The following is a 24,081-nucleotide window of genomic DNA, read 5'->3' as shown; positions in this document are numbered from 1 at the left end:
CAAAAAAAGGATTCCAGAAATCATTTCTGGAATCCTTTTTAATTGTAACAAATTGTTTTTCTCAAAGTTTTTATGCTTCAATTTCAGTAACGATACCTGAACCAACAGTACGTCCACCTTCACGAATTGAGAAAGTTGTACCATTTTCAATTGCGACTGGGTGAATCAATTCTACGTCGATTGTTACGTTATCGCCTGGCATAACCATTTCTGTACCTTCTGGCAATACGATTGTACCTGTTACGTCCGTTGTACGGAAGTAGAATTGTGGGCGGTAGTTATTAAAGAATGGTGTGTGGCGTCCGCCTTCTTCTTTTGTCAACACGTAAACTTCTGCTTTGAATTTTGTATGTGGTGTGATTGAACCTGGTTTAGCAATTACTTGTCCACGTTCGATATCTTCACGTTGAATCCCACGAAGTAACACACCTACGTTATCTCCTGCTTCACCGTAATCAAGTGTTTTACGGAACATTTCAACACCCGTAACAACTGCCTTTTGCGTTTCTGGTTTGATACCAACGATTTCAATTTCATCACCAACACGAACGGCACCGCGGTCAATACGACCTGATGCAACAGTACCACGACCAGTAATAGAGAAAACATCTTCCACTGGTAATAATAATGGTTTTTCAGTGTCGCGCTCTGGCGTTGGAATATATTCGTCAACTGTATCCATTAATTCCATGATTGCAGCTTCAGCATCTGGATCACCTTGCAAAGCTTTCAAAGCTGAGCCTTTGATTACAGGTGTATCATCACCTGGGAAACCATATTCACTTAATAGTTCACGAACTTCCATTTCAACTAAGTCAATTAATTCTTCATCATCAACTAAATCTGTTTTGTTTAAGAAAACGATTAGATATTTAACACCTACTTGGCGTGATAACAAAATGTGTTCACGAGTTTGAGGCATTGGGCCATCAGTAGCAGATACTACTAAGATTGCACCATCCATTTGAGCCGCACCGGTAATCATATTTTTTACGTAATCCGCATGTCCTGGTGCATCAATATGTGCATAGTGACGTTTTTCTGTTTCATACTCTACGTGCGCTGTATTGATTGTAATTCCACGTTCACGTTCTTCAGGAGCCGCATCGATACTTGCATAGTCTTGAGGATTTGCTAGGCCTTTTTTCCCTAATACTGTTGTGATTGCAGCAGTTAAAGTGGTTTTACCATGATCGACGTGTCCAATGGTACCAATGTTAACGTGTGGTTTACTTCTGTCATAATGTTCTTTTGCCATAATTTACAAACCTCCTAAATAATATAGATCACTGAATTTTTCAGCTCTCACGCTTTTATTATAGTCCTTTTTTTATAAAATAAAAACGAATATGTCCTCCTTACTTTTTGTAAGGTTGGAACTATGATTATTATACGTCAAAATTGGTCAAAGTCAACTAAGAACACTTTCGCTGAACTTCTCTCTTCTACGCTTACCTTTTGTATCCTTTTTATAAATAAAAATTAGTTTGAGCGGATTCAATAGACGAATCACAACTTTTCAGGAATAATAGAGAACAGAGGTGAAATAGATGAAAAAATTAATTGGACTAATTGCCCTACTAGCCGTCTTTCTCGGTGGCAGTCTGTTTGCTTATGATTATTTTTATGGTGGCGAAACTTACTACACTGAAATTACTACAAATGGGGAAAAGCATACTGAACTCTCTGATAACGGAGAATCTTATACCGCGTATACGTACAAACAAAATGCCTACAATAAAAATGGCGAAAAGAAACGAGTTACTTTGAACGAAATGCGGGAACGTCCTTTAAAATTAAATGCCTATTTAAAACTTAAGGTCAATCCACGTAAAGGCGTCATGAGTTGGGAAGAAGTCAAAGAAACTGATGTTCCAAAAGAGGCTTTAGAAAAAATGGAATAATCCTCTCATGTTCTCGAAACAAAAAGCAGTTCAGAAAAATTTATCTGAACTGCTTTTTTGTTTACCTTTTGTCTATTGTTTCTCGTTGATTGATCAAATTTTTATTACAATCGATTCAAGACTTCATCAACGTTTTTAATCATTACAGAAATTGTTCCATCTGGATTGTTCACAAATTCAATCAAATCTGGATTGCGATAGACATCTACTGGAACGATCAATTCAATTCCGTTAGATAATTTGAACTTTTGCTTGCCAAATTTTTTCTCTGAGATTTCTTGTACTTCTTTCACAGGAATTGCTTCTGGAACAAAGCCATGTTCCTGTACTTCCTCCTTAAAAGCCATCTTGGCAGAGATATTTTCCTTGAATACTTTTTCGGCAATCATTTCATGATCCAGACGACCTTTTTCCTCAATGGTATCGTAAACAGCTTCTTTCAGATCAGCAACCATATCAAATTCATCAGTCTCAAATTTCTTGCCTATTTGTTTCGCCACTTTTTGAATTACTTTGACGTTTTGCTCTAACGAAGGTGCTGGTACACTTTCAATCACTTTTTCTGAGAAATACCACTCTTTTTTTCCAGAAAACTCATATTTTTTCTCTAAGAGTTCATACGATAGCTCTTTCAGATTCACCGCAATTGCCTCATCTGCCTTTTGAGATTTAGAACCTAAGATTGCGCGGTTCAAGATTAATTTATTTTCAATCCCAGTTTCATCTGCGTCAACGAAATGGGTATACGATTCACGATAATTCACCTTTAATAGTGCCACATAAAGTTCTGTGTCTAGTTCATACAACACAACAAATACATCGGCACTTGGCGCCTCTTCACTTTCTTGATAGATTTCATACCAACGCGCCACGATTTCTTCACTGGCTACAATGAAATCTTCAGAAAAATGCTGGACGCTTTTGGCAAATTGGCTTTCTTCTGCTAAGTGACCTGTTTTGGTTTGTGCAGAAGAAATTTTTTGAATTTTTTTTTGTAAAAAATCACGAATGAAGTCCTTCGTTAAGTCTAATTCTTTTTGTGAAAAAACAGGTGAACCTGTTTCGCGATCAATAATATGCAAGATTGCCTTCTTTAAATAAATATCCATGAGCTCATTCCCTTCTTGTCTAGTTTACCGAAAAAACGAAAAAAAGCTAGCTTGGTCAAAAACATTTTTGTTCAAGTTTTCTTTTTCCTTTTTCTCGTGATAAAAATCAAAGCATGATGCCTTACTTTTTGTAAAAAGTGCGCTAAACTAGATAAAGGAAAAAAGAAATGGAGATGTGAACATGGAAAACTTAACAAGCACGTATCGTTTAGCAAATGGTTATGAAATCCCAGTTGTTGGTTTTGGTACTTGGCAAACACCTGATGGCGATGTAGCAGTTGCCTCTGTAAAAGAAGCATTAGCGGCAGGTTACCGTCATATTGATACAGCACAAGGCTATAAAAATGAAGAAAGTGTTGGTCAAGCAATCAAAGAAAGTGGTATTCCTAGAAAAGAAATTTTCTTAACAACAAAATTGTGGAATACCAATCATAGCTATGATTTAGTAATGTCTTCTTTTGAAGAGTCTTTAGAAAAACTACAAACAGACTATCTTGATCTTTTTCTTATCCACTGGCCAAATCCAATTACTTTCCGTGAAAATTGGGAAGAAGCAAATGCTGAAACTTGGCGTGCTTTTGAAGAATTATATGAAGCAGGAAAAATCAAAGCAATTGGTGTAAGTAATTTCTTGCCTCATCATTTAGATACTTTAGCAAAAACAGCAAAAATCATGCCAATGGTGAATCAAATTTTCTTAGCACCAGGTGAACTACAACCTGAAGTAGTTGACTATGCTCGACAACATGACATGATTCTTGAAGCTTACAGTCCTTTAGGAACAGGAAAAATCTTTGATGTTCCTGAAATGCAAGCAATTGCTGAAGCACATGGAAAAACAATTGCACAAATCTCATTACGCTGGTCTTTACAACACGGCTTTTTACCTTTACCTAAATCGGTCACACCAAGTAGAATCAAAGAGAACACAGAGTTATTTGACTTCGAATTGACTGAAACAGAAATGGCACAAATCGATTCATTAGATGGTGTCGTAGGTAAAGCCAAAAATCCTGATACAACTGAATTTTAATTTAGTAGGTGATTGTATGAATCCCATTCAAAGGTTAGAAGCGTTACCTGAAGAAATTCTTCGGACATTTCATCCAGATTTTATCTTTTTGATTGAACCCGATAAAATCCAACACTTTCCAGCCAGAAATATGTCACATAATCAAAAAATCCACGAAGTCAAAAAGCGCTTGGATCATTCGTTGATGGTGACTCACTGGAACGAGCATGAAATTATCTACTCGCCGGAACTAACCGTTTTTGCGTTACTACCAAAAGAGTAAAAACAGCTTGGACAATCTCTTTGTCCAAGCTGTTTTTTTGTAGCCATTTATCTTCTTCATTATTCTTCTGAGCAGAACTTTTTTATTCGTTTTCCCCGCTTAATATTAAAAAAAACAAAAATTTTTGATAAAAATCAACAATTATTGGGTCATTATGCGTACTTACGCAAGTTTTTTCCTTTAAATCCTTTTCAATTGGCAAAATTTTTCTTATAATCGATAAGGTATGAGTGAAGGAGAGAAATCAAAAATATGAAGAAAAAACAAAAACAAAAATTATTAAATCAATTTCGTCCCTCTTTAGATGGAATTAGAAGTCAACTATTCAATTCATTAGAAGAAGAAAGTTTACGTCGTTACGGCTTACCTTTACAAGTAATGCTTGATCCAAAGAATCGTCAAATTTTAACAATTGGTTTGGCTGGAAATTCAAACGAATCAACTCGTATTAACGTACCAATTGATGAGAACTTTACGAGTGTGTTAAAACGCATTCGTTCTGGTGAACAAGATATCTTTGAACGTTTTCGTGATAACTTGTTGATTGAAATTGTTTCTTATTGGAACGATCAACGAATGAAAAACGATGAACCAACTGCAGAAGTTGTTTCAACTCCAGTCGCTCCTGTTGCTGAAGTGAAAGAAGAAAAAACAGAAAAATCAGTTGCAACTGAAGAAGTCAACGCAGAACCTGTCACTGAGGAAGCACCAGCAACAACTTCTAACTTAACCTTTGATCAGTTTGCAGCCGCTGTTGCAGAATATCCAAAATTCTATGTTGAAAAAACAGCAGATGCTGCAATCGTTTTTGAAAAAACAGCAGATGAGCCACGCCAATTAGCTGAAATCTCAATGACTTCTGAAAACGAGTTTACAGTTGAAAAAGCACTTGAAAGAAAGTATAAAGTGAAATTAACGCTTGTACCATTAATTGAGCAATTTGCGGCAATGCCAATTGTTAATCGCTAATAATAAAAAAGATGACATCCATGCGTATGGCCCTTCCGTTAGACAAAAAATCTAACGAAAGGACAGACATGGGTGTCATCTTTTCTTATCTGATTACATTTATCACAAATTTTTGATTTGTTTTTCCTGTATATGGGTAAGTAATCAACTCACCGGATTGATTATGAACACTGTTTTTTACATCTAGGTAAAGATTACTTGCACAATTTTTTAAGTAGTATACCTTGTTCTTGCCATGTTCTCCTGCTGGAATAAGTTGCCATAATCCCCTGTTACTGTCGCCCGCACGTTCAATCACAACATTATATCGTGATGTATTATAAGGGGTAGTTGCTTGTCTTAGTGCAAGGTGACCATAGTCATATGTATGTATGCGATAGGCTTTTGTATTTGAATCGTACCACATTTGCCATTTTTGGTTACTTCCGTTTTTATTTGGATAAATAATACCCAAATCGTTGGCTTGGTTCCAGTCGACAATTTTATTTGTATCCAGTAAAGTTTGGATTGTTACAATCGAGCTATCGTATACTCCATAGTTCTCTGGATTTTTTAAAAGCCGTTGATTTAAATCAATAACGCTATTCACTAACTCACTGCTCGGATAATCAGCTATTACGATCCCTGCATGTTTCACTTGATTATTACGAATATAATCTACAACAAATGGATTCATTTTTCCTGCAAAGCCTTTAATTTGATAAAAGAAATTTGATGCACTTAAATAATTAATATATTTAATATTATCTGTTCCTCCACTCTTTGTGGATTTTACCAATTGTTGCTCAATTGCCCAGCGTTTATCTTCGGGATTCACTGGCTCCCAATAATCTTGAATATCAAATTGACTCGGATAGGAGATTCCAACACTATTTCCCAAAAAATTGCGTAAAATGACGATTTTCCCTCTCGTTTCGCCCAAAGTTGGATTACTATTTCCGTAATAAAAAAAATCTTTCCAACAACTATTTTTTAGGTATTTTTCATTTAAAACTTGATTGAATATCTGATCGTTTACTGAACTATTTTCTTGCTTCAGACGCATATAAACAACTTCACTTGGATTTTTTGTAAGAAAACTCGTTACTTGATTCAAAACATCGCCAAACATTTAATTCAAATAAAAACTACCATGATGCATCGCAAAAGAACCATTTGTTTCACACACACGCGCATCTAAAAAGCGGATTCCATTATTCAATTGTCTCGTGATATCAATACTTTGTGTCTTCACATACCCAAGTCCCACAGTGTGTTTGATAGCATGTGTTGCTGAATCGTGTGTTCCTGGAATTGACAGCTCTGAAAGGCGTGTATTATCTTTAAGTTCATTCATCCAGTATCTATTTTTTGCTCGACCTTCCCAATAAAAATCACTCATCTCAGCATTTACCGTTATTGCTGGTACTATACATCCCAAAAAAATTATTCCTACGAACAACATCTGCCATACTTTCTTTCTCATAGATTCTCTCCTTCATATTTATTTTTGTTGCTTTTTTATTTTATCATTTATACATTTAATTAAAAAAACGATAACTTAAGTAATGACAGTGTTTCAAAGAAAATAATATAATGTTATAAAAAATACAATCTATCTTATCTTAAGATATTAAAAAGCAAAAAAACTAAGACTATAAATTTGCCCCAGTTTTTGCCTATCTATCAAAAATAGTTTATTCAATTGATTTTATGTTGCTTGCTGAACATCAAGTAATATTTCTTTCGCAATTTCTTGGTTCATTTTTGCTTTACTTCTTAGTGCTTGCGCAACTTGCTCGATTTCGGCTCCTTTTGCACCAACAGTCATCGCTAATGTTCTTGCTTGAAGTGCCATGTGTCCTTTTTGGATACCGTCAGTTACTAACGCACGTAACGCAGCCAGATTTTGAGCCAAACCAACGGCTGCAATTAGTTGTGCAAGTTCTTTTGCAGAATCGACGTTTAGTAGCTCAAAAGACGCTGCAGCTTTTGGTAATACCTTTGATGCACCACCAACACTTGCCACAGCTAACGGCAATGTGATTTCTCCAACCAAACCATCCTCAGTTACACGCCATTGTGTCAAGCCTTCGGAGTGGCCATTTTTAGCAGCATAGGCATGGATAGCTGCGCCCGTTGCGCGAGTATCGTTACCTGTTGCTAAAATAACTGCATCGATTCCGTTCATGATTCCTTTGTTATGCGTTGCTGCACGGTAAGGATCTAATTTAGCATATTCTGCAGCTTGTTGGATTTTTTTAGCAATTTGTTCACCCATTTGACGATCAGCAGCTAACCGATCAAATGGAATAATACAATGAGCGGTTGCCAAAGACTCAGTGGCTAAATTACTTAAAATACTAAACAAAATTTCTCTTTCTGGAAACCATTCACGAAGTTTTGTCGCCACACCTTCTAGAATAGCATTAACAATATTGGCACCCATCGCATCTTTCACATCAATCAAAAAATCAATTGATAAGTAAGCTTGGTCTTCTCCCTGAAATTCGCGACTTGCGATTTCACGAACTCCTCCACCACGTTTAACAATGGATGGATAGCTGTCATTTGCGCACAGAATCAATTCTTCTCTGCGTTCTTCAAGTGCTTGAATGATGTCCTGATACGCTTGTTGACCAGCTAAAACAATTTGCCCACGCATCAATCGTTGTGGTGTTTCTGCCTTGATATCTCCACATAATTTTGCACCATTACTGGCTGCTGCAATCACTGAGGGTTCTTCTGTAGCCATTGGAATCCATTTTTTAATCCCATTAATTTTAAAATGCTGTGCAACGCCTAAGGGAATTTCAACTTCACTGATTTGATTTTCAATCAAGTGATTCGCTATTTCTTCGGGTAATGTTTGTTGAGCAAGCAGGTCAGCAGTGTTTTCTGTTAGCTCACCTTCTTCAACTAATTGATTTCGACGTTGTGCTGGCGTCAACTGATAGAACTTTTTTTTTTGTAAAAATTGTTCTTCATTCCATTCTAGATTTGCTTCAAGTAACATCGCTAATCCTAGACCACCACCAATGCATAATGAAGCGACACCATAGCGTTCTTCTTCTCTTAATAGCCCATAGCCTAAAGTTGTCAAGATTCGAGCACCACTTGCACCGATTGGATGGCCTAAAGCAATGCTACCGCCATAAATATTGACTTTGTCACTTTCCAACTGAAGTTCCTGATTCACAACAAATGAAGAAGCTGCGAAGGCCTCGTTGATTTCAAATAAACCAATTTCTTCTAAAGGAATATCCGTTTTAGCCATCAAATGATTAATGGCAGTAATTGGCGCAATGCCCATCATTGATGGGTCGATACCGACTTCCGCTACTGCTTTGATTGTCGCCAAATAAGGAAGATCATTTGCGATAGCATATTCTTTTGAAGCCAAAATTAATACAGAGGCTCCATCATTTAATGGCGAGGCATTTCCTGCCGTTACTGTTCCATCCTCAGCAAATACGGTACGCAATGTTCCTAATTTTTCTACCGTACTGTTTCCGCGAACAGATTCATCTGTTGCTAACCAGTGCGTTTCCTCAACTTCAATTGGAATAATTTCTTCCTTAAAAACGCCTGCTTCTGTTGCTTTAGCTGCTTTAAGTTGTGAAGCAAGTGCATATTCATCTTGTTCTTTTCTAGTAATGTGATAATGTTGGGCAACATTCTCAGCTGTTAATCCCATATGCGTATTTGAAAAAGCATCGGTTAATCCATCATTGACCATGCTTGAAATTGGTTCACCATAACTATTTGTTTCAGATTCATAAGGTTGAAGCAAAGGTGCTTTGGACATACTTTCCGTCCCACCAGCGATAACGACTTGTGCTTCACCTAATTGAATCAATTGGCGTGCTAAAATAACTGCTTTCATTCCTGAACCACATACTTCATTGACTGTCATCGCGGGGACACTTGTAGGAATCCCACTGTTGATTGAAATTTGTCTAGCAACATTTTGGCCATTACCGGCTTGCAAAACATTTCCAAAAATGACTTGGTCAATTTGTTCTTTGTTGATACCAGTTTTTTTCAATAATTCTTTCGTAGTCAAAGTTCCTAATTCGACAGCAGAAAAACGGCTCAAGCTCCCACGGTATTTACCTATAGGGGTTCTTGCAGCATCTATAATTACGACTTCTTTCAAGTAAGCCACCTCCTACAAAAATATAACATTCTTTCAAGTAAAAACAAATAGCTCACTACTATCGACAGTTTTTTCCGCTTGAAAATTTTAACAATCCTTAAATATTATCTTTTTTATATTTCTTTTAAACATTTTGTGATACTTTATTAAAGTAAGTTTTAATTATGAGTGAAGAGGTGTTGAAATGAAAATCGGGATTGATCGTCTTTCCTTTTTTATTCCAAATTTATATTTAGACATGACAGAGCTAGCTGAGAGTCGTGGAGATGATCCTGCCAAATATCATATTGGTATTGGACAAGATCAAATGGCGGTTAACCGCGCAACAGAAGACATCATCACTTTAGGAGCGAATGCTGCTAGTAAATTAGTTACAGCTGAAGACCGTGAACAGATCGACATGGTCATCGTTGGAACAGAATCTGGTGTTGACCATTCAAAAGCCAGTGCCGTCATTATTCATCATTTATTAAAAATCCAACCATTTGCTCGTTCATTTGAAGTAAAGGAAGCTTGTTATGGAGGGACCGCTGCTTTACATATGGCAAAGGAATATGTCCGCAATCATCCTGAACGAAAAGTTTTAGTGATCGCTAGTGACATTGCTCGCTATGGTTTAGCAACTGGCGGAGAAGTTACTCAAGGGGTCGGAGCTGTAGCGATGATGGTCACTGCCAATCCAAGAATTCTTTCAATTGAAAATGATAGTGTCTTTTTAACAGAAGATATCTATGATTTTTGGCGCCCAGATTATAGTGAATTTCCTGTTGTTGATGGTCCATTATCAAATGCGACATACATCGAAGCTTTCCAAAAAGTTTGGCAACAACATAAAAAACAAACTGGTTTGACCTTAGAAGACTATCCAGCATTATGCTTCCACATCCCTTATACAAAAATGGGAAAAAAAGCGTTGCAAAGTGTTCTAGATGAAACAGATGAAGCAAATCAATCACGTTTGCTGACTCGTTATGATGAAAGTATCCAATACAGTCGTCGTGTTGGCAATTTATATACTGGTTCTCTTTACCTTGGCTTGATTTCCTTACTTGAAAATTCATCCGCTTTGCAAGCAGGTGATCGCGTTGGACTATTTAGTTATGGTTCTGGAGCAGTAAGTGAATTCTTCACGGGAATTTTAGAAGAAAATTACCAAGATTTTCTAGACAAAGAAGACCATCAAGCTTTATTTGATAACCGCCAACAAGTTTCTGTAGTAGAATATGAACAAATATTTAGTGAAACTCTGCCAGAACATGGCCAACATGCAGCATATAACAGTGACGTACCATTCTCAATTTATAAAGTAGAAAATGATATCCGTTACTATAAAGAAGCAGAATAAAAAGCAACTGCCCCGTACCAATCAACAAAAAATTGGTACGGGGCAGTTTTGTATTCAATCATGCGGATACGCTAAAATAATCAATTATCTTTTATTCTGATTACAAAAAGTACTATTCATTCTCACTAAGTTTTTGGGGACTAGTCCCGTATCTGCCACAGAAGCACGCGATACGTTACTGTCGTTGTACTGATTTGTTCAGCTTTTTGGCTAAATAACTGTGAAATTTTTTCTTTCAGCTCAGCTGTCATCTCTGCTTCATAATATTCAGTTAACAGCTCTCGTGAAATCGTCTCTTTGATCTGATAAGTAAAATCTTTTTTCTTAACTGGAATTTCTTTACTCTGTAAAAATTTTTCTATTTGGTTACTAATGAAGGGTGTGGTGTTTGGATCTCTCACTGTTATACCTAATTCGTCATCTATAACTGTGAAAAGATCATCTTCTGATTGGATTACTCGTACCATGACACACCATTTTTTCGCTTTCTTCATCAGTTTTTCAACTTGTGTTGTTTGAGTAAAAGCTGGATTTGCCGCTGAAAAAATCACCTCGTACTGCTCTTTAGAATCCAAAAACTTAGCAAAAGTTTGTTTCTTGAACACCACATTTTCTGCTCCAGAACGTTTTGCTTTTTGTTGCGCGTATCGTAACATTGACGCTGAAAAATCAATTAACTCATACTTAGCAACCTGTTCAGCAAGTAATGGTAGATACCGACCTGATCCACCGGCAACATCTGCTAGTGATTCTGCGGGCAGTACAGATTCCTTGTATAAAAAGTCTACGATGTCCGCAACGATTGGCACTTGTGACTCTTCTTGAACTGCGTAGTATTCTTCTGCAAATTCGTCCCATGCTTCTTCATTCATTTCTTTCACCCTTAATTTCAAAAAAGAAGTATGCCAATCACTTAGCACACTTCTTTTTGTTTTTCTAGCTAACTACTCTATGACTAATCGCTTGTTTATTCTTTTTCTGTTCCATTTTGAACATGAACAATAATTAGTTTTGTGATTTCCATTAAAAGAATGGTTACAAAAGCAATCCCTAAACAAATCAAGATTTCTGATACGCCAAAAGCTGTTGGAATAGAAAAGACTTCTTTTAGTCCCGGGATCATTGTTAAGCTAAACAAAGCACTACATACAACTACTGCAATCAAGACAACTTTATTGGCAAAGAAGCCTGCTTGAATTGCTGTTTGCGTATTTGAACGTGCAGGGAATGTTTGTAACGTACGACACCAAATCAATGTTGTAAATGACATTGCTACACCAAATTCAGGTGAATGCTGCATCCCTAACCATTGTGCAAAGATAACCGCAATCCCAATCAAGATCCCACGATAAGTCACTGAAACCAATGTTCTACCTGTAAAGATCCCTGTATTTGGATCTCTCGGTGGGCGACTCATGGTTGCAGGTTCTGCTTTTTCTGTTCCTAAAGCAATTGCAGGTAAAGAGTCATTTACTAAGTTGATGAAGAGCAGCTGCAATGCTGTGAATGGATTTGACCAATCAGCAACCAATGCAAAGATGATTGCAATGATGGCACCTAAGTTTCCAGCAAATAGATAAGCAACAGCTTTTTTGATATTATCAAACACATTACGTCCAACTTCTACTGCACTAACAATTGAAGCAAAGTTATCATCTGTTAAGACCATTGCCGCTGCATCTTTGGCAACATCCGTACCAGTTCCCATAGCAATCCCAATGTCTGCTTGTTTCAATGCAGGAGCATCGTTGACACCATCACCAGTCATTGCAGAAATATGCCCCTTCGCTTGCCAAGCGCGAACAATTCGAATTTTATTTTCAGGAGAAACACGTGCGTAAACGGTCACGTTTTCTAAGATATTCATCAACTCATCTTCTGATAAAGCATCTAGTTCTGTACCAGTTAATGCTTGGTTTCCTTCTTCAAAAATACCGATTTCTTTTGCAATTGCAACAGCTGTTGTTTTATGGTCCCCAGTAATCATCACTGTTTTGATTCCCGCGCTACGAGCTTCTTCAACAGCTTGTGTTACTTCTTTTCTTGGAGGATCAATCATTGCTAAGATTCCGACTAAAATCAGATCATTTTCATCATCAAAAGTTAAGTCTAAGTTATCGATTGGACGATAAGCGAAAGCCAACACACGTAAAGCACGATTAGAAAAGGCTTCGTTTTGATTTTGGAAATTGGTCATCAATTCATCTGTCATTGGTACAACTTCACCATTCAACAAGACTTTTTTACTACGGTTAAAGACGATGTCTGGTCCACCTTTAACCAACAAATATTTTTCATTGTCAAATGTATGTGCAGTTGACATCAATTTACGATCTGAATCAAATGGCAGTTCTGCTTCACGAGGAAAGTTTGAACGGATTTCTTGATAAGGTTGATTTAATTTTTCACTAAAATCAATAAAAGCAACCTCAGTTGGATCACCTAGTTTTGTTCCGTCTTCACTGATTGACGCATCGTTTGCTAACACAGAGATTTCAATCAAGCGACGTTCATCATCAGACCATTTTTCTGGATTGTCTGTAAAGTCTCCGGAATTGCCATTTGCCAAGTAATAATCAACAACCGTCATTTTATTTTGAGTCAAAGTACCTGTTTTATCGGTACAGATAATACTTGTCGAACCTAATGTTTCTACTGCCGGTAACTTACGAATAATCGCATGACGTTTGGCCATCTTATTTGTTCCTAAAGATAACACGATTGTAACGATTGACTGCAACGCTTCTGGAATCGCAGCAACAGCAACGGCAACAGCAAACATCACCGCATTAACAATATCAGCAGTTAAGTCACCTGTACCTTCACCAAGGAAAATACGTAATAACTGGATGCCTAAAATCAGCAATGACAAAGCAAGAATTGCTAAACTTAACTTCTTACTAAATTTATCTAATCCACGTTGTAATGGCGTTGCTTGCTCTGTTGTACTTTCCAACAAACCAGCAACTTGACCAATCTCAGTGTTATTTGCAGTTGAAGTAACTAAGAATTTACCACGACCATATGTCACAATGGTTCCACTAAAAACCATATTTACACGATCACCAACTGGAACAGTATTTGTAATTTCAACAACTTCTTTTTCAGCTGCAGTCGATTCACCTGTCAACATACCTTCATCTACTTGTAATGAGCCAGCTTCTAATAAACGACCGTCAGCTGGAACGTAATCTCCTGCTTCCAGTAATACTAAATCGCCAACTACTAATTCTTTTGCTGGTACTGTTTTCTCTTTGCCATCACGAATGACGCGAGCGTCGGGTGCTGAAAGATTTTTTAATGCTTCTAATGAACCTTCTGCTTTTTTCGCTTGGACCACACTGATAACCGAGTTAAGCATCAATACCGCAAAAATAACGAAGAACTCAACATATTCGCCCATGATCATTTGAATAAGCGCAACAATCAGTAACACAATTACCATCGCATCTTTAAATGTTTCTAAGAACAACTTCCAAGTCGGCTTTTTCGGTGCTTCTTTCAATTGATTTAGTCCGTCTTTTTCCAGTTTTTCTTTTGCAAGCGTCGTGCTCAAACCATTATTTGAGCTGTTTGTTTGCTGCATCAACGAATCAATTGGTTCTTGATAAATCACTCGTTGTGCTTGTTCTTTGTTTTCCAAATTTCATCCCCCATTTAATCTTTTTGCTCCTAGTATTATTTGACTGAAAAAAAAGAGACCCAAGACAAATCAACATTTGTCTTAGGTCTCACCATTTCATACAATACCAGAAAACCAATTGGTTAACTTACTGTTGATATTATCGCAACGATTTGTTGCCGGTTACTCCCCTAAGGAGATATTCAACTGTACTAATATCCTATCGTATTAAATGACAAAAAGCAACTATTTTATTCAGTTTATTCAACTAATTCACTAGGTTTTCGTTGATTGAAGGCAGTTCTCCCACATAGGTTTATTTTTCGACTCATGTTATACTAACACTATTGAAATAAAGGAGGATAATTATTTGGTAGGATTTATTGTTTCAGCAATTTATTTAATTAATGCCGTCTTTGCATTGATAACTATTTTAATCAAGCCACGTGATGTCGCAGCAATTTGGGCTTGGCTACTTGTTCTGTTTGCATTACCTATTGTTGGATTTGTTCTATATTTATTTTTTGGACGCGGTTTAACAGACAAGAAAAAATTCTATTTACGACAAAGCGACTTAAAGGAACTAGAGAATTTTCAAAATTTTCGTGATGATACCATCGAGCACTATGATTCTCAAACAAATGAAATCGAAAAACAAACCTTTGTTGACTTTTTCTCATCCTTGAATCAGATGCCTTTAACTCGAAAAAACGGACTTACATTACTCACTGATGGACAAGAAAAGCTAACCTCTTTACTAAAAGATATTGAAGAAGCCCAACATTCTATCCACATTGAGTATTATGCATTTGTAACTGATGAGATTGGCAATCAGATTTTGCGTTTATTAGAAAAAAAAGCAGCGCAAGGAGTTCAAGTTCGCCTACTTTATGATGCGTTTGGCTCACACGGTACAAAAGCAAAAGATTTTAACCAACTAATCGCTAATGGTGGAGAAGCTCAAACCTTTCTAACTTCTCAAGAAGCCCTGCTTCGTTTTCGTTTAAATTACCATGATCATCGAAAAATCGTCGTAATCGATGGAAAAATTGGATATACTGGTGGCTTCAACATTGCCGATCAGTATGTCTACACAACCAAGAAATTTGGTTATTGGCGCGATACTCATATTCGAATTTTCGGTGCTGCTGCTTCACTGCTTCAACTTCGCTTTTTAATGGACTGGAACGTTTCCGTCTCAGAAGAAAAAAAAGTTGGCTATCATTTGGATTATTTCTTTAAGAAAGTTGACGAAAATAATGAACAACATGGTAACGCTGACATTCAATTAGTTTCAAGTGGCCCAAATAATGAACGCGAACAAATCAAGTTAGCTTTTATCAAACTGATTACTTCAGCCAAAAAGCGAATTTGGATTCAAACACCTTATCTCGTTCTTGATGAGAGTGTGATTGCTGCATTAAAAATTGCTGCTGCTTCAGGTGTCCATGTTAAAATCATGATTCCAAATAAACCCGATCATCCATTCATTTACCGTGCTACACAATATTATGCACGACAATTGATTAAGGAAAACATTGAAATTCTAGTTTATGAAGCTGGTTTTTTACACGCAAAAACATTGATTATGGACGATGAAATCTGCATGGTTGGTTCCGCCAACCAAGACATCCGTAGCTATCGTTTAAACTTTGAAACCAGTGCAGTCATTTATGATCATAAATTTTTAGAGCAACTTTCGAACAAGTTTCTTGAAGATGAAGAAAACTGTTCTGCTATGACAACAGAGACAGTCAAAGAAATGTCGACTTGGCTGTTATTCAAACAACAAATTTCCCGACTACTATCACCAATTTTATAAAAACGACGAAATAAAAAAAGCAATCCAACAAATTGACGTATCTTATTGTGAAGCCACTAATTGGCTCACCTTCGTCACTTGTTGTTGATTGCTTTTTTTACTCTTTATTTTACTACTAACACATTGCATGACGCATGGTTCACCACGTATGCAGTAGTCGAGCCTACCAAAACACGTTCCACTGCATTTAACCCAGTTGATCCCATAATAATCAAGTCGATTGGTTCCTTTGACTCATTGAAGTTAGCAATAAGTGTCTTAGGATAGCCATAAAGGATATACGTTTCAATATCTGTCCACCCTTTTTCAATTGCTAAATTTCGATGAGCTTTCATTTGATTTTCTGCTACTTCATCGAGCTCTGCTTGTAAATTAGTTGTTACAAACGCAAAATCACCAAAATAATTCCCTGTTACTTCATTAACATATAAGATGTGCAAAGTTGCTTGGTTTCGTTTTGCAATCGCAATGGCTTCAAGAAATGCCTTTTCTGCTTTTTCTGAGCCATCAATTGCAACTAAAATATTTTGATATGTGTCCGTCATTGTAAACGCCTCCTTTTTCTTTAGTTTATCACTGTTTTTTTCTAGGGACAACCAATGTGGTCCTATTTAATCACCTAAATCAAAACGCAAAGTCATTTGTGTTGCTCCCTTTTCAACCATTTGACCTAGCAACGCAACCGTTCGATTGTAGCATTCTTCCGCAAGTTGTTGGTTGATTTTTTCTAAATAGTCGGTGCTAAAATTCTTTGTTGCTTGTGCATCAGCTAGCAACTGTTTATTTCTAAAAGAAGCCATACTTTCTTGTTCATAGTCAGCATAAATATCCGTAAAGCGGTCATAATCATAATCCCCAATCAATGCTGCCATGCAGAATAACCAATACGGATGATTAAAATCAAAACTAGTCGACGTGTCAGAATAACGTGCAGGTGTTTGTTCAACATTGGTATAAAAAGGAACCAACACATTAAATGTATTAGGCCCAAATGCTAGCCATTGAATACCGGAGATTGATTTAGGAACATCATTTCGCAATTGTAAAATATGACATTGGATATTGCGATTGATACCAATTGGACGGAAGCTTTTCTTTTGCTGATCTGTTCCCACGCCGTACGCATCAAATACAGTATCTTGATAATGTGAACTCAAAACAAATTTAATCTCTTCAACTGATATTTTTCGATTTGCATAGCAAATGAACGGCAAATCATCATCCATTGGATCTTGCACGATTTCTGGAGTGAAATATTTTTGGCCATACCAAGCACGTGGATTATTATAATGATGATCTTTGATTGTGGCACTCCCAAAAATGTGGCGCAAATTAAGTGCTTCCTCTGGATTAGGATTCAAGTGATTGTTTTCGATTAATTCAACTAAATCTTCAGAGCACATTGTATTCTCTGAATCCACCTCAAAAGTATCAATATTCATTCGGTTTGGTGCAATGACATACGCTTCATCAGGAATCTTGATTGCTGCCCAATGATGCCCGCCGATTGTTTCAAAGTACCAGATTTCGTCATTATCTGAAAACGCAAGGGCATTAGGCTCGTAAGTTCCATATTCTTCTAATAACTGACCTAGTCGTGTAACTCCTTCGCGGGCACTGGAGATATAAGGTAAGACAATCGTTAATAGATCTTCTTCACCAATTCCATTTTCTACATATGGATCAACACCTAAAATTCGTGAATTCGAAGTAATTGTTTCCGTTGCTGTCATCGCTACATTTGCTTGATTGATTCCTGCTTCACCCCAAATTCCGATTGAATCATCTGCATTTGGGGTGGCTGTGTATCGCAAAGGATTTTCAGGTAAGGGAATTGATACATGACTAATCTTAGACTCATAAATTTTAGGTTGAGATTCCGGTTGAACAACGATAAAACGTTTAGGTTCGATTGCTTTCTCACTGTCTTCATTTCGAGCAATCATTGTTGAACCATCGATGCTCGCCTTTTTACCAACTAAAATTGTTGTACATGAACTTTTTACTTTATTTCGCATGTTCTCCACTTCTTTCTCATTCGTTCTACTATTAGTCTACTGCGAATATTCCCAGAAGTGAAATGATACCCTAGCAAAAAATTAAACTGGAGGAAAATTTTGACATTTCCTCCAGCCTTTCACATTCATAATTTACTTCATTGCTTGGTTAATCAATCAAATCCATGATCATCAGCTACTTGTTTAAACCAATGACCAGATTTCTTGATGGTACGCGCCCCTTCTTTATCTAAATCAACAGAAATGAAGCCGTAACGATTCTTATATGCATTTGTCCATGACCAATTATCCATGCACGTCCACATATGATAGCCGACACAATTTGCTCCTTCTTCAATTGCTTGATGAACATATTTCAAATGATCTTTAACAAATTTGATACGATAATCATCTTCAATTATACCAAACTCATTAACAAATCGTTCTTCTCCTTCGACGCCCATACCGTTTTCTGAAATGAAACATTTGATATTACCATAGTTTTCTCGCGTATTCGTTAAAATATCATAGATTCCCTTTTCGTAAATTTCCCAACCACGATAGGGATTCATTTTTCTACCTGGCATTTCATAATTATCAAAGAAGTCTTCTGGCATTGGTGATACTACATTGACCAACGGTGTTTCTTTTGCTTTGATCCGTCGTGGTTGATAATAATTGATTCCTAACAAATCAACAGTATTGTCTTTTATCAATGTTAGATCCCCTGGAACAATTTCGGGAAGCAAGTTTAATTCTTTTATAATTGTAACTAGATCTTCTGGAAATTCTCCTTTGACAGCCGGATCCAAAAAGGAACGATTAAAAAACGCATCCGCAATTTTTGCTGCTTTGACATCTTCTGGATTAGCATTATCCTTTGGATAGCTTGGTGTCAAGTTTAAAATAATCCCGATTTCTCCTGATTGATTCAGTTGATGATAAGCTTGAATTGCCTTAGCACTCGCAATATTTTCATGATAACCAACTTGAATTGCTTCCTTCAAATTAATATGGTTTGGAAAATGAAACTGATACAAATACCCTCCCTCAACAGGTACGATTGGTTCATTATGCGTAAACCAGATTTTAACAATATCTCCAAATAGCTCAAAACAGGTTTTAGCATAGTTCGCATATGCATCCACTGTTTCTCGATTGAGCCAACCACCTTTTTCTTGCAAAGCTAAGGGCATATCAAAATGATATAAGTTTACAAATGGTTCAATACCATTTTCTCGTAATCCCTGAAAATATTCTCGATAAAAAGTGACCGCAGTTTGATTAATCTCTCCTGTTCCCTTTGGAATTAATCGACTCCATTGAATAGATGTTCTAAATGAATTATGGCCTGTTTCTTTCATCAATTGGATGTCTTCTTTGTATTTTGTATAAACCTGTGATGTTTTATCTGGGCCAACCTCATTAAAAAATTTTTCTGGTTCCTTTGTATACCAATAATCCCAAATGTTTTCACCTTTGCCGTCTCCAGCAATGCGTCCTTCTGTTTGTGGGCCGCTTGCAGCAGATCCCCACCAAAAGTTATTTGGAAAGTTATATTTTTTCATTTTAAAGGTCCTCGCTTTTTAGTTGATAACGCTATCTTATCTGAGGAATAAATAAAAATCAACACTTTTTATATAAATGACTAGACATTTATATAAATAGATGCTATATTTTGTTTGTAATCGATTGCAAAAAACTCAGAGGTGAAAAATATGAATGGATTTATGGACAAACTTTCCGAAAAAATCATGCCCTTAGCCAATCTCTTAGGGCAAAATCGTTACTTGACCGTTTTACGTGATGCTTTCATGCTTTCTTTTCCATTAACAATGTTTGGTTCAATTGTTGTAGTTATCAATAATCTTCCATTTTTCAATGATGCGACCAAAGGAACTTTATCTACTCTCTTTGGAAATGGACAAAATGCAACAATGAGTATCATGTCAGTATTTGTTACTTTTGGTATTGGCTATTATTTATCTAAATCTTATGACGTTGAAGGTATTTTTGGTGGAGCTGTTTCTTTTGCTAGCTTTTTGATTCTTACTCCGTTTGTTATGACTACAGCTGGTGGTGAGGAAGTTTCCGGTGTACTTACACTTGATCGACTTGGCGCCAAAGGAATGTTTATTGGCATGATTGCTGCCTTCTTAGCAGCGGAAATCTATTGTCGTATTACAAAACGTGGCTGGCAAATCAAAATGCCTGATGGTGTGCCACCTGCAGTTACGAAATCTTTTGCTGCTTTGATTCCTGCTGTTGTAACATTAACAGTCTTTTTATTTATCAACGCACTTGTGACTGGTATGTTCAATACTAACTTACACGATGTTGTTTACGAAGTAATCCAAAAACCTTTAACAGGACTTGGTAGTAGCTTGCCAGCAACTTTACTCGCTTTATTTTTTGTTCAATTTTTATGGTTCTTCGGGCTTCATGGACAAATCATCGTCAACTCAGTAATGGATCCAATTTGGAATACTTTAATGTTAGATAACTTAGAAGCTTATCAAGCTGGTAAAGACCTTCCGCACATTATTACAAAACCTTTTATGGAAACATTTACTGTTGGACTTGGTGGATCTGGAATGACTTTGGCCGTAGTTTTGATTATGGCTTTCTTCTTAAAGAAAAAACAGTACCGTGACGTTGGCCGACTTGCCCTTGCACCTGGTATTTTTAATGTCAATGAACCAGCTATTTTTGGCTTACCAATTGTTTTGAATGCAACAATTTTAATACCTTGGGTGATTGCACCACTTGTTGTGACCACATTGAACTATTTAGTAATGGCAGCTGGAATCGTTCCTCCTCCAACCGGTGTTTCTGTGCCATGGACTGTCCCAATCGTTGCTAGTGGTATTCTTGCAACTAATTCATGGTTGGGTGGTCTTTTACAAGTGATTGATTTCATTATTGTTGGACTAATTTGGTATCCGTTCCTGAAAGTTTTAGATAAACAACCCGTGACTGATATTTAAAACAACAAAATTAAGACCAAAGCATTGGATAGTGTCTAATGGATTTGGTCTTTTTCTTTTCACTTCTTTCTTCTAGTAGTTGTCCGTTGTTCCAACTTTCGCTATACTCAAAGAGAGGTGAATGTCGTGCCAAAATATGAAGATATAGCGAACACATTAAGAGATCGTATTCGCTCAAAAAAATACCCACCAGATAGTTTTTTACCAAATCAAACTGACCTAGTCAAAGAATTTGATGCTAGTCGTATGACAATCAAAAAAGCAATCAATATTCTCGCAATGGAAGGTCTCGTCTATTCCCAGAGAGGTTCTGGAACAAAAGTTTTGAACCATCCTTTTTTCAAAAAAGATACTTCTCCAGCCAATGAATACGAGGGGCTTAGTCATCAGATGGCGCGACGTCAGCAGTCATTAGCTAGTCAAGTTATCCAGTTCGACGTTGAATTTCCAAATGAACAAATACAAGAACATTTAATGATTCAGCCTGAACAACCTGTCTACAATATTCAACGATTACGAATTTTAGAAAATGAACCATATATATTAGAGCATACCTATATGCCTATCCATCTGGTTCCTGGTTTAAAACAAGAGCATTTGCTATCTTCTATCTATGATTATTTACATCAGTCGTTAAATATTTTCTTTGCTGGTGCCTACCGAACAATTTCTGCAGATAAAAGCACAGAATTTGATCAAGAATACTTGAATTGTTCTGCAACTGATCCTATTTTAGAAGTTCAACAAATTGTTTACTTAAAAGATGGTCAACCAATTGAATATTCAACAAGTCGTAATCGTTTTGATGTACGTAGCTATTCGATCTTAGATGTTCAATCAAACTAAAAACGGACCCAAGCTGGGTACCGTTTTTTTTCTTTTGCTAAAAGGACAGAATAATTGCATTATCTGCAGATTCTTACTATACTAGTGAAAATCAAACTTACTTTTTGTAAGTGTTTCTTGGAGGAACAATTATGGACACACAAATTAGAGGCTTACATCATGTTACAGCTATGACTTCCAGCGCAACCAAAATTTATCGTTTTTTTACTGATGTTTTGGGCTTGCGTCTGGCAAAGAAAACAGTTAATCAAGATGATATCGAGACGTATCATTTATATTTTACCGATGAAAATGGCGCACCTGGAACAGACATGACTTTTTTTGATTTTCCTTATCAATCTAAAGGTTCTAAAGGAACAAATAGTATTTCTCGCGTTTCTTTCCGTGTTCCTGACGACTCTGCCTTAAATTTTTGGCATGAACGTTTATCAGAGTATCAAGTTGCTCATTCAGATATTAAGGAACGTTTTGGTAAAAAATATTTAGAATTCGAAGACTTTGATAATCAATCCTATCAATTGATTTCAGATCAACAAAATCATGGAGTTGCTGCTGGTGTGCCTTGGACAAAAAGCAATGTCCCTACTCAATTTGCACTTATCGGACTTGGACCAGTTTTTGTTCGAGTCAGCCGACTAGAAAATATTGAACAAATTCTCAAAACATTACTTGGATTTCATGAAACTGCTAAAGAAGGAAATTTCCATCAATTTGAAGTTGGCGAAGGAGGAAACGGCGCAACCATTATTGTTGAAGTTCGTAATGATTTACCCGATGCAATCGAAGGTTTTGGAAATATTCATCACCTTGCACTCCGAGTTGCTGATAAGCAAGCTTTGCGCTACTGGATTCAACAAATTCAGCAAGTAGAATTGCCTGATTCTGGTTTTATTGATCGTTTTTATTTTCAATCTGAATATTTTTTAGCCTCTTCACACGTGCTTTTTGAATTGGCAACAGACGGTCCTGGTTTCTTTGAAGATGAAGAGAAAAATCATGCAGGGGAAAAGCTTTCTTTACCACCTGCTTTTGAAGAAAAACGTTTGGCCATCGAAGAGATCGTTAGACCTTTTGATACTAGCGATGCGAACATGCAACGTTAGCAAAAATAATAACAACTCGAGGTGAGCAATATGAACTACATTTTTGAACAAGGAACAAAAAATGCAGCAAAATTTATTTTACTGCATGGTACAGGCGGAGATGAACATTCTTTACTCGAACTTGCGAGATTTATTGATCCAGATAGCTCAGTTTTATCGTTTCGCGGAAATATCCAAGAAAATGGAATGAACCGTTTCTTTAAGCGACATGGACTCAACCAATTCGATCTCAAAAATTTAGAAGAAGAAACAGATAACTTATTAAAGCAAATTAAAGAAATTAGTGTAGAAAAAAATATTCTGTTAGAAGACTGGATACTACTTGGTTACTCTAACGGAGCAAACATTGCTGCGCACCTATTACTAGAAAGAGAACACGGACTATCTAAGGGAATCTTTTTTCATCCTATGTCACTGGGTGTAAAGAATCACTCGATTGACGGTAAAGATAAAACAGTCTGGCTTTCTTATGGCAATGGGGATCCAATCGTTTCGAAAGAATCTTTTGATGAACTAGCTAATGCTTTTGAAAGTAACGGTAGCCTCACTTATGTCTATTCTTCAAATCAAGGTCATGAGTTAACAATGACAGAACTAGAATCAGCTAAAGCATGGGTAAATAACTTATAATGCAAAAAAGAGACTGGCAACACTAAAGATACAGTTGTTCTTAACGAATCCTTCAATTAAAAAAACCTAAAATCCGCGTTTTCAAAAACGAATTTTAGGCTTTTTTTAGGATAATTTTGTCCTAGATGTCTTTATTTCATTAAATATAATAAATAAATATTTTCTATAAAAAAACACCAACATATTTTTTATGTTGGTGTTTCATTGATACCGGCGGCCGGGGTCGAACCGGCACGACCTCGCGGTCACTGGATTTTGAGTCCAGCGCGTCTGCCAATTCCGCCACGCCGGCATATTAAAACTTATTTTAAAAT

General features: G+C 36.6%; 20 protein-coding genes and 1 tRNA gene. 10 read left to right on the top strand and 11 right to left on the bottom strand.

What is annotated here, in order from left to right; translation table 11 throughout:
• Nucleotides 1-70: 70 nt before the first annotated feature.
• Nucleotides 71-1,258: an elongation factor Tu gene (gene tuf / locus AB3I20_RS10275; protein WP_067484820.1), complete on the bottom strand. Its 1,188-nt coding sequence runs from the start codon at nt 1,256-1,258 to the stop codon at nt 71-73.
• Nucleotides 1,259-1,550: 292 nt separating this feature from the next.
• On the opposite strand from tuf, the gene AB3I20_RS10270 reads away from it, so the two are divergent.
• Entirely contained in the window at nt 1,551-1,904 is a 354-nt protein-coding gene (locus tag AB3I20_RS10270; protein ID WP_067484818.1) for a YxeA family protein, read from the top strand.
• Nucleotides 1,905-2,008: 104 nt separating this feature from the next.
• On the opposite strand, the gene AB3I20_RS10265 is transcribed toward AB3I20_RS10270, so the two are convergent.
• Nucleotides 2,009-3,013, bottom strand: a complete 1,005-nt coding sequence (locus tag AB3I20_RS10265) for a nucleoid-associated protein (protein ID WP_067484815.1) — start codon at nt 3,011-3,013, stop codon at nt 2,009-2,011.
• Nucleotides 3,014-3,194: 181 nt separating this feature from the next.
• Here AB3I20_RS10265 and AB3I20_RS10260 point away from each other — a divergent pair, with 181 nt between their 5' ends.
• From AB3I20_RS10260 to AB3I20_RS10250, 3 genes are all read left to right on the top strand, one after another.
• Nucleotides 3,195-4,046: an aldo/keto reductase gene (locus AB3I20_RS10260; RefSeq protein ID WP_067484812.1), complete on the top strand. Its 852-nt coding sequence runs from the start codon at nt 3,195-3,197 to the stop codon at nt 4,044-4,046.
• 16 nt (nt 4,047-4,062) lie between these two features.
• Nucleotides 4,063-4,308, top strand: a complete 246-nt coding sequence (locus AB3I20_RS10255) for a hypothetical protein (protein WP_067484809.1) — start codon at nt 4,063-4,065, stop codon at nt 4,306-4,308.
• Between the two features lie 252 nt (nt 4,309-4,560).
• Nucleotides 4,561-5,277, top strand: a complete 717-nt coding sequence (locus AB3I20_RS10250) for a hypothetical protein (RefSeq protein WP_071869050.1) — start codon at nt 4,561-4,563, stop codon at nt 5,275-5,277.
• An 85-nt stretch (nt 5,278-5,362) separates the two neighbouring features.
• On the opposite strand, the gene AB3I20_RS10245 is transcribed toward AB3I20_RS10250, so the two are convergent.
• From AB3I20_RS10245 to AB3I20_RS10235, 3 genes are all read right to left on the bottom strand, one after another.
• The gene (locus AB3I20_RS10245; protein ID WP_270608507.1) at nt 5,363-6,322 is read right to left on the bottom strand and encodes an RICIN domain-containing protein; all 960 of its coding nucleotides are present in this window, start codon (nt 6,320-6,322) and stop codon (nt 5,363-5,365) included.
• A gap of 66 nt (nt 6,323-6,388) precedes the next feature.
• Entirely contained in the window at nt 6,389-6,742 is a 354-nt protein-coding gene (locus AB3I20_RS10240) for a hypothetical protein (protein WP_218658146.1), read from the bottom strand.
• A 225-nt stretch (nt 6,743-6,967) separates the two neighbouring features.
• Entirely contained in the window at nt 6,968-9,415 is a 2,448-nt protein-coding gene (locus AB3I20_RS10235) for a hydroxymethylglutaryl-CoA reductase, degradative (protein WP_368027279.1), read from the bottom strand.
• 184 nt (nt 9,416-9,599) lie between these two features.
• Between AB3I20_RS10235 and AB3I20_RS10230 the strand changes: the two genes are divergently transcribed.
• Nucleotides 9,600-10,760 (top strand): hydroxymethylglutaryl-CoA synthase, encoded by a 1,161-nt coding sequence (locus tag AB3I20_RS10230; RefSeq protein ID WP_067484797.1) that lies wholly within the window; start codon nt 9,600-9,602, stop codon nt 10,758-10,760.
• 140 nt (nt 10,761-10,900) lie between these two features.
• Here the strand turns inward: AB3I20_RS10230 and AB3I20_RS10225 are convergent, their stop codons facing one another.
• Complete coding sequence (locus AB3I20_RS10225; RefSeq protein ID WP_311798292.1) at nt 10,901-11,632, bottom strand: class I SAM-dependent methyltransferase; 732 nt, start codon at nt 11,630-11,632, stop codon at nt 10,901-10,903.
• Nucleotides 11,633-11,727: 95 nt separating this feature from the next.
• Nucleotides 11,728-14,403, bottom strand: coding sequence for a cation-translocating P-type ATPase (locus tag AB3I20_RS10220; protein ID WP_311798293.1), 2,676 nt, complete (start codon nt 14,401-14,403; stop codon nt 11,728-11,730).
• Nucleotides 14,404-14,752: 349 nt separating this feature from the next.
• Here AB3I20_RS10220 and cls point away from each other — a divergent pair, with 349 nt between their 5' ends.
• Nucleotides 14,753-16,204, top strand: a complete 1,452-nt coding sequence (gene cls, locus AB3I20_RS10215) for a cardiolipin synthase (protein ID WP_067484788.1) — start codon at nt 14,753-14,755, stop codon at nt 16,202-16,204.
• A gap of 104 nt (nt 16,205-16,308) precedes the next feature.
• Here the strand turns inward: cls and AB3I20_RS10210 are convergent, their stop codons facing one another.
• From AB3I20_RS10210 to AB3I20_RS10200, 3 genes are all read right to left on the bottom strand, one after another.
• The gene (locus tag AB3I20_RS10210) at nt 16,309-16,749 is read right to left on the bottom strand and encodes a universal stress protein (protein WP_067484785.1); all 441 of its coding nucleotides are present in this window, start codon (nt 16,747-16,749) and stop codon (nt 16,309-16,311) included.
• Nucleotides 16,750-16,815: 66 nt separating this feature from the next.
• On the bottom strand, nt 16,816-18,222 hold the full coding sequence (locus AB3I20_RS10205) for a C69 family dipeptidase (protein ID WP_368027277.1): 1,407 nt from the start codon (nt 18,220-18,222) through the stop codon (nt 16,816-16,818).
• A 152-nt stretch (nt 18,223-18,374) separates the two neighbouring features.
• Nucleotides 18,375-19,769, bottom strand: coding sequence for a glycoside hydrolase family 1 protein (locus AB3I20_RS10200; RefSeq protein WP_067484779.1), 1,395 nt, complete (start codon nt 19,767-19,769; stop codon nt 18,375-18,377).
• Nucleotides 19,770-19,919: 150 nt separating this feature from the next.
• Here AB3I20_RS10200 and celB point away from each other — a divergent pair, with 150 nt between their 5' ends.
• From celB to AB3I20_RS10180, 4 genes are all read left to right on the top strand, one after another.
• Nucleotides 19,920-21,188: a PTS cellobiose transporter subunit IIC gene (celB, locus tag AB3I20_RS10195; protein WP_067484776.1), complete on the top strand. Its 1,269-nt coding sequence runs from the start codon at nt 19,920-19,922 to the stop codon at nt 21,186-21,188.
• Nucleotides 21,189-21,314: 126 nt separating this feature from the next.
• Nucleotides 21,315-22,034, top strand: a complete 720-nt coding sequence (locus AB3I20_RS10190; RefSeq protein WP_067484773.1) for a GntR family transcriptional regulator — start codon at nt 21,315-21,317, stop codon at nt 22,032-22,034.
• 131 nt (nt 22,035-22,165) lie between these two features.
• A complete protein-coding gene (locus AB3I20_RS10185; protein WP_095803508.1) occupies nt 22,166-23,137 on the top strand; it encodes a ring-cleaving dioxygenase in 972 nt (323 codons plus the stop codon).
• Nucleotides 23,138-23,167: 30 nt separating this feature from the next.
• Nucleotides 23,168-23,767 (top strand): alpha/beta hydrolase, encoded by a 600-nt coding sequence (locus AB3I20_RS10180; protein WP_368027275.1) that lies wholly within the window; start codon nt 23,168-23,170, stop codon nt 23,765-23,767.
• A gap of 208 nt (nt 23,768-23,975) precedes the next feature.
• On the opposite strand, the gene AB3I20_RS10175 is transcribed toward AB3I20_RS10180, so the two are convergent.
• Nucleotides 23,976-24,059 (bottom strand) — tRNA-Leu (locus AB3I20_RS10175).
• Between the last annotated feature and the right edge of the window lie 22 nt (nt 24,060-24,081).

It is taken from the genome of Enterococcus sp. C50 (assembly GCF_040887505.1).
Lineage (GTDB): Bacteria > Bacillota > Bacilli > Lactobacillales > Enterococcaceae > Enterococcus_B > Enterococcus_B thailandicus.
The sequence above is the reverse complement of the archived record's forward strand: the minus strand, read 5'-3'. Positions and strand labels throughout refer to the sequence as shown.

What these genes read in the sequence shown, in the direction of transcription:
- AB3I20_RS10230 (WP_067484797.1), top strand. Translation starts at nt 9,600, where the DNA reads ATGAAAATCGGGATTGATCGTCTTTCCTTTTTTATTCCAAATTTATAT.
- AB3I20_RS10200 (WP_067484779.1), bottom strand. Translation starts at nt 19,769, where the DNA reads ATGAAAAAATATAACTTTCCAAATAACTTTTGGTGGGGATCTGCTGCA.
- AB3I20_RS10205 (WP_368027277.1), bottom strand. Translation starts at nt 18,222, where the DNA reads ATGCGAAATAAAGTAAAAAGTTCATGTACAACAATTTTAGTTGGTAAA.
- AB3I20_RS10260 (WP_067484812.1), top strand. Translation starts at nt 3,195, where the DNA reads ATGGAAAACTTAACAAGCACGTATCGTTTAGCAAATGGTTATGAAATC.
- AB3I20_RS10250 (WP_071869050.1), top strand. Translation starts at nt 4,561, where the DNA reads ATGAAGAAAAAACAAAAACAAAAATTATTAAATCAATTTCGTCCCTCT.
- AB3I20_RS10255 (WP_067484809.1), top strand. Translation starts at nt 4,063, where the DNA reads ATGAATCCCATTCAAAGGTTAGAAGCGTTACCTGAAGAAATTCTTCGG.
- AB3I20_RS10225 (WP_311798292.1), bottom strand. Translation starts at nt 11,632, where the DNA reads ATGAATGAAGAAGCATGGGACGAATTTGCAGAAGAATACTACGCAGTT.
- AB3I20_RS10185 (WP_095803508.1), top strand. Translation starts at nt 22,166, where the DNA reads ATGGACACACAAATTAGAGGCTTACATCATGTTACAGCTATGACTTCC.
- AB3I20_RS10265 (WP_067484815.1), bottom strand. Translation starts at nt 3,013, where the DNA reads ATGGATATTTATTTAAAGAAGGCAATCTTGCATATTATTGATCGCGAA.
- AB3I20_RS10210 (WP_067484785.1), bottom strand. Translation starts at nt 16,749, where the DNA reads ATGACGGACACATATCAAAATATTTTAGTTGCAATTGATGGCTCAGAA.
- celB (WP_067484776.1), top strand. Translation starts at nt 19,920, where the DNA reads ATGAATGGATTTATGGACAAACTTTCCGAAAAAATCATGCCCTTAGCC.
- tuf (WP_067484820.1), bottom strand. Translation starts at nt 1,258, where the DNA reads ATGGCAAAAGAACATTATGACAGAAGTAAACCACACGTTAACATTGGT.
- AB3I20_RS10270 (WP_067484818.1), top strand. Translation starts at nt 1,551, where the DNA reads ATGAAAAAATTAATTGGACTAATTGCCCTACTAGCCGTCTTTCTCGGT.
- AB3I20_RS10180 (WP_368027275.1), top strand. Translation starts at nt 23,168, where the DNA reads ATGAACTACATTTTTGAACAAGGAACAAAAAATGCAGCAAAATTTATT.
- AB3I20_RS10245 (WP_270608507.1), bottom strand. Translation starts at nt 6,322, where the DNA reads ATGCGTCTGAAGCAAGAAAATAGTTCAGTAAACGATCAGATATTCAAT.
- AB3I20_RS10240 (WP_218658146.1), bottom strand. Translation starts at nt 6,742, where the DNA reads ATGAGAAAGAAAGTATGGCAGATGTTGTTCGTAGGAATAATTTTTTTG.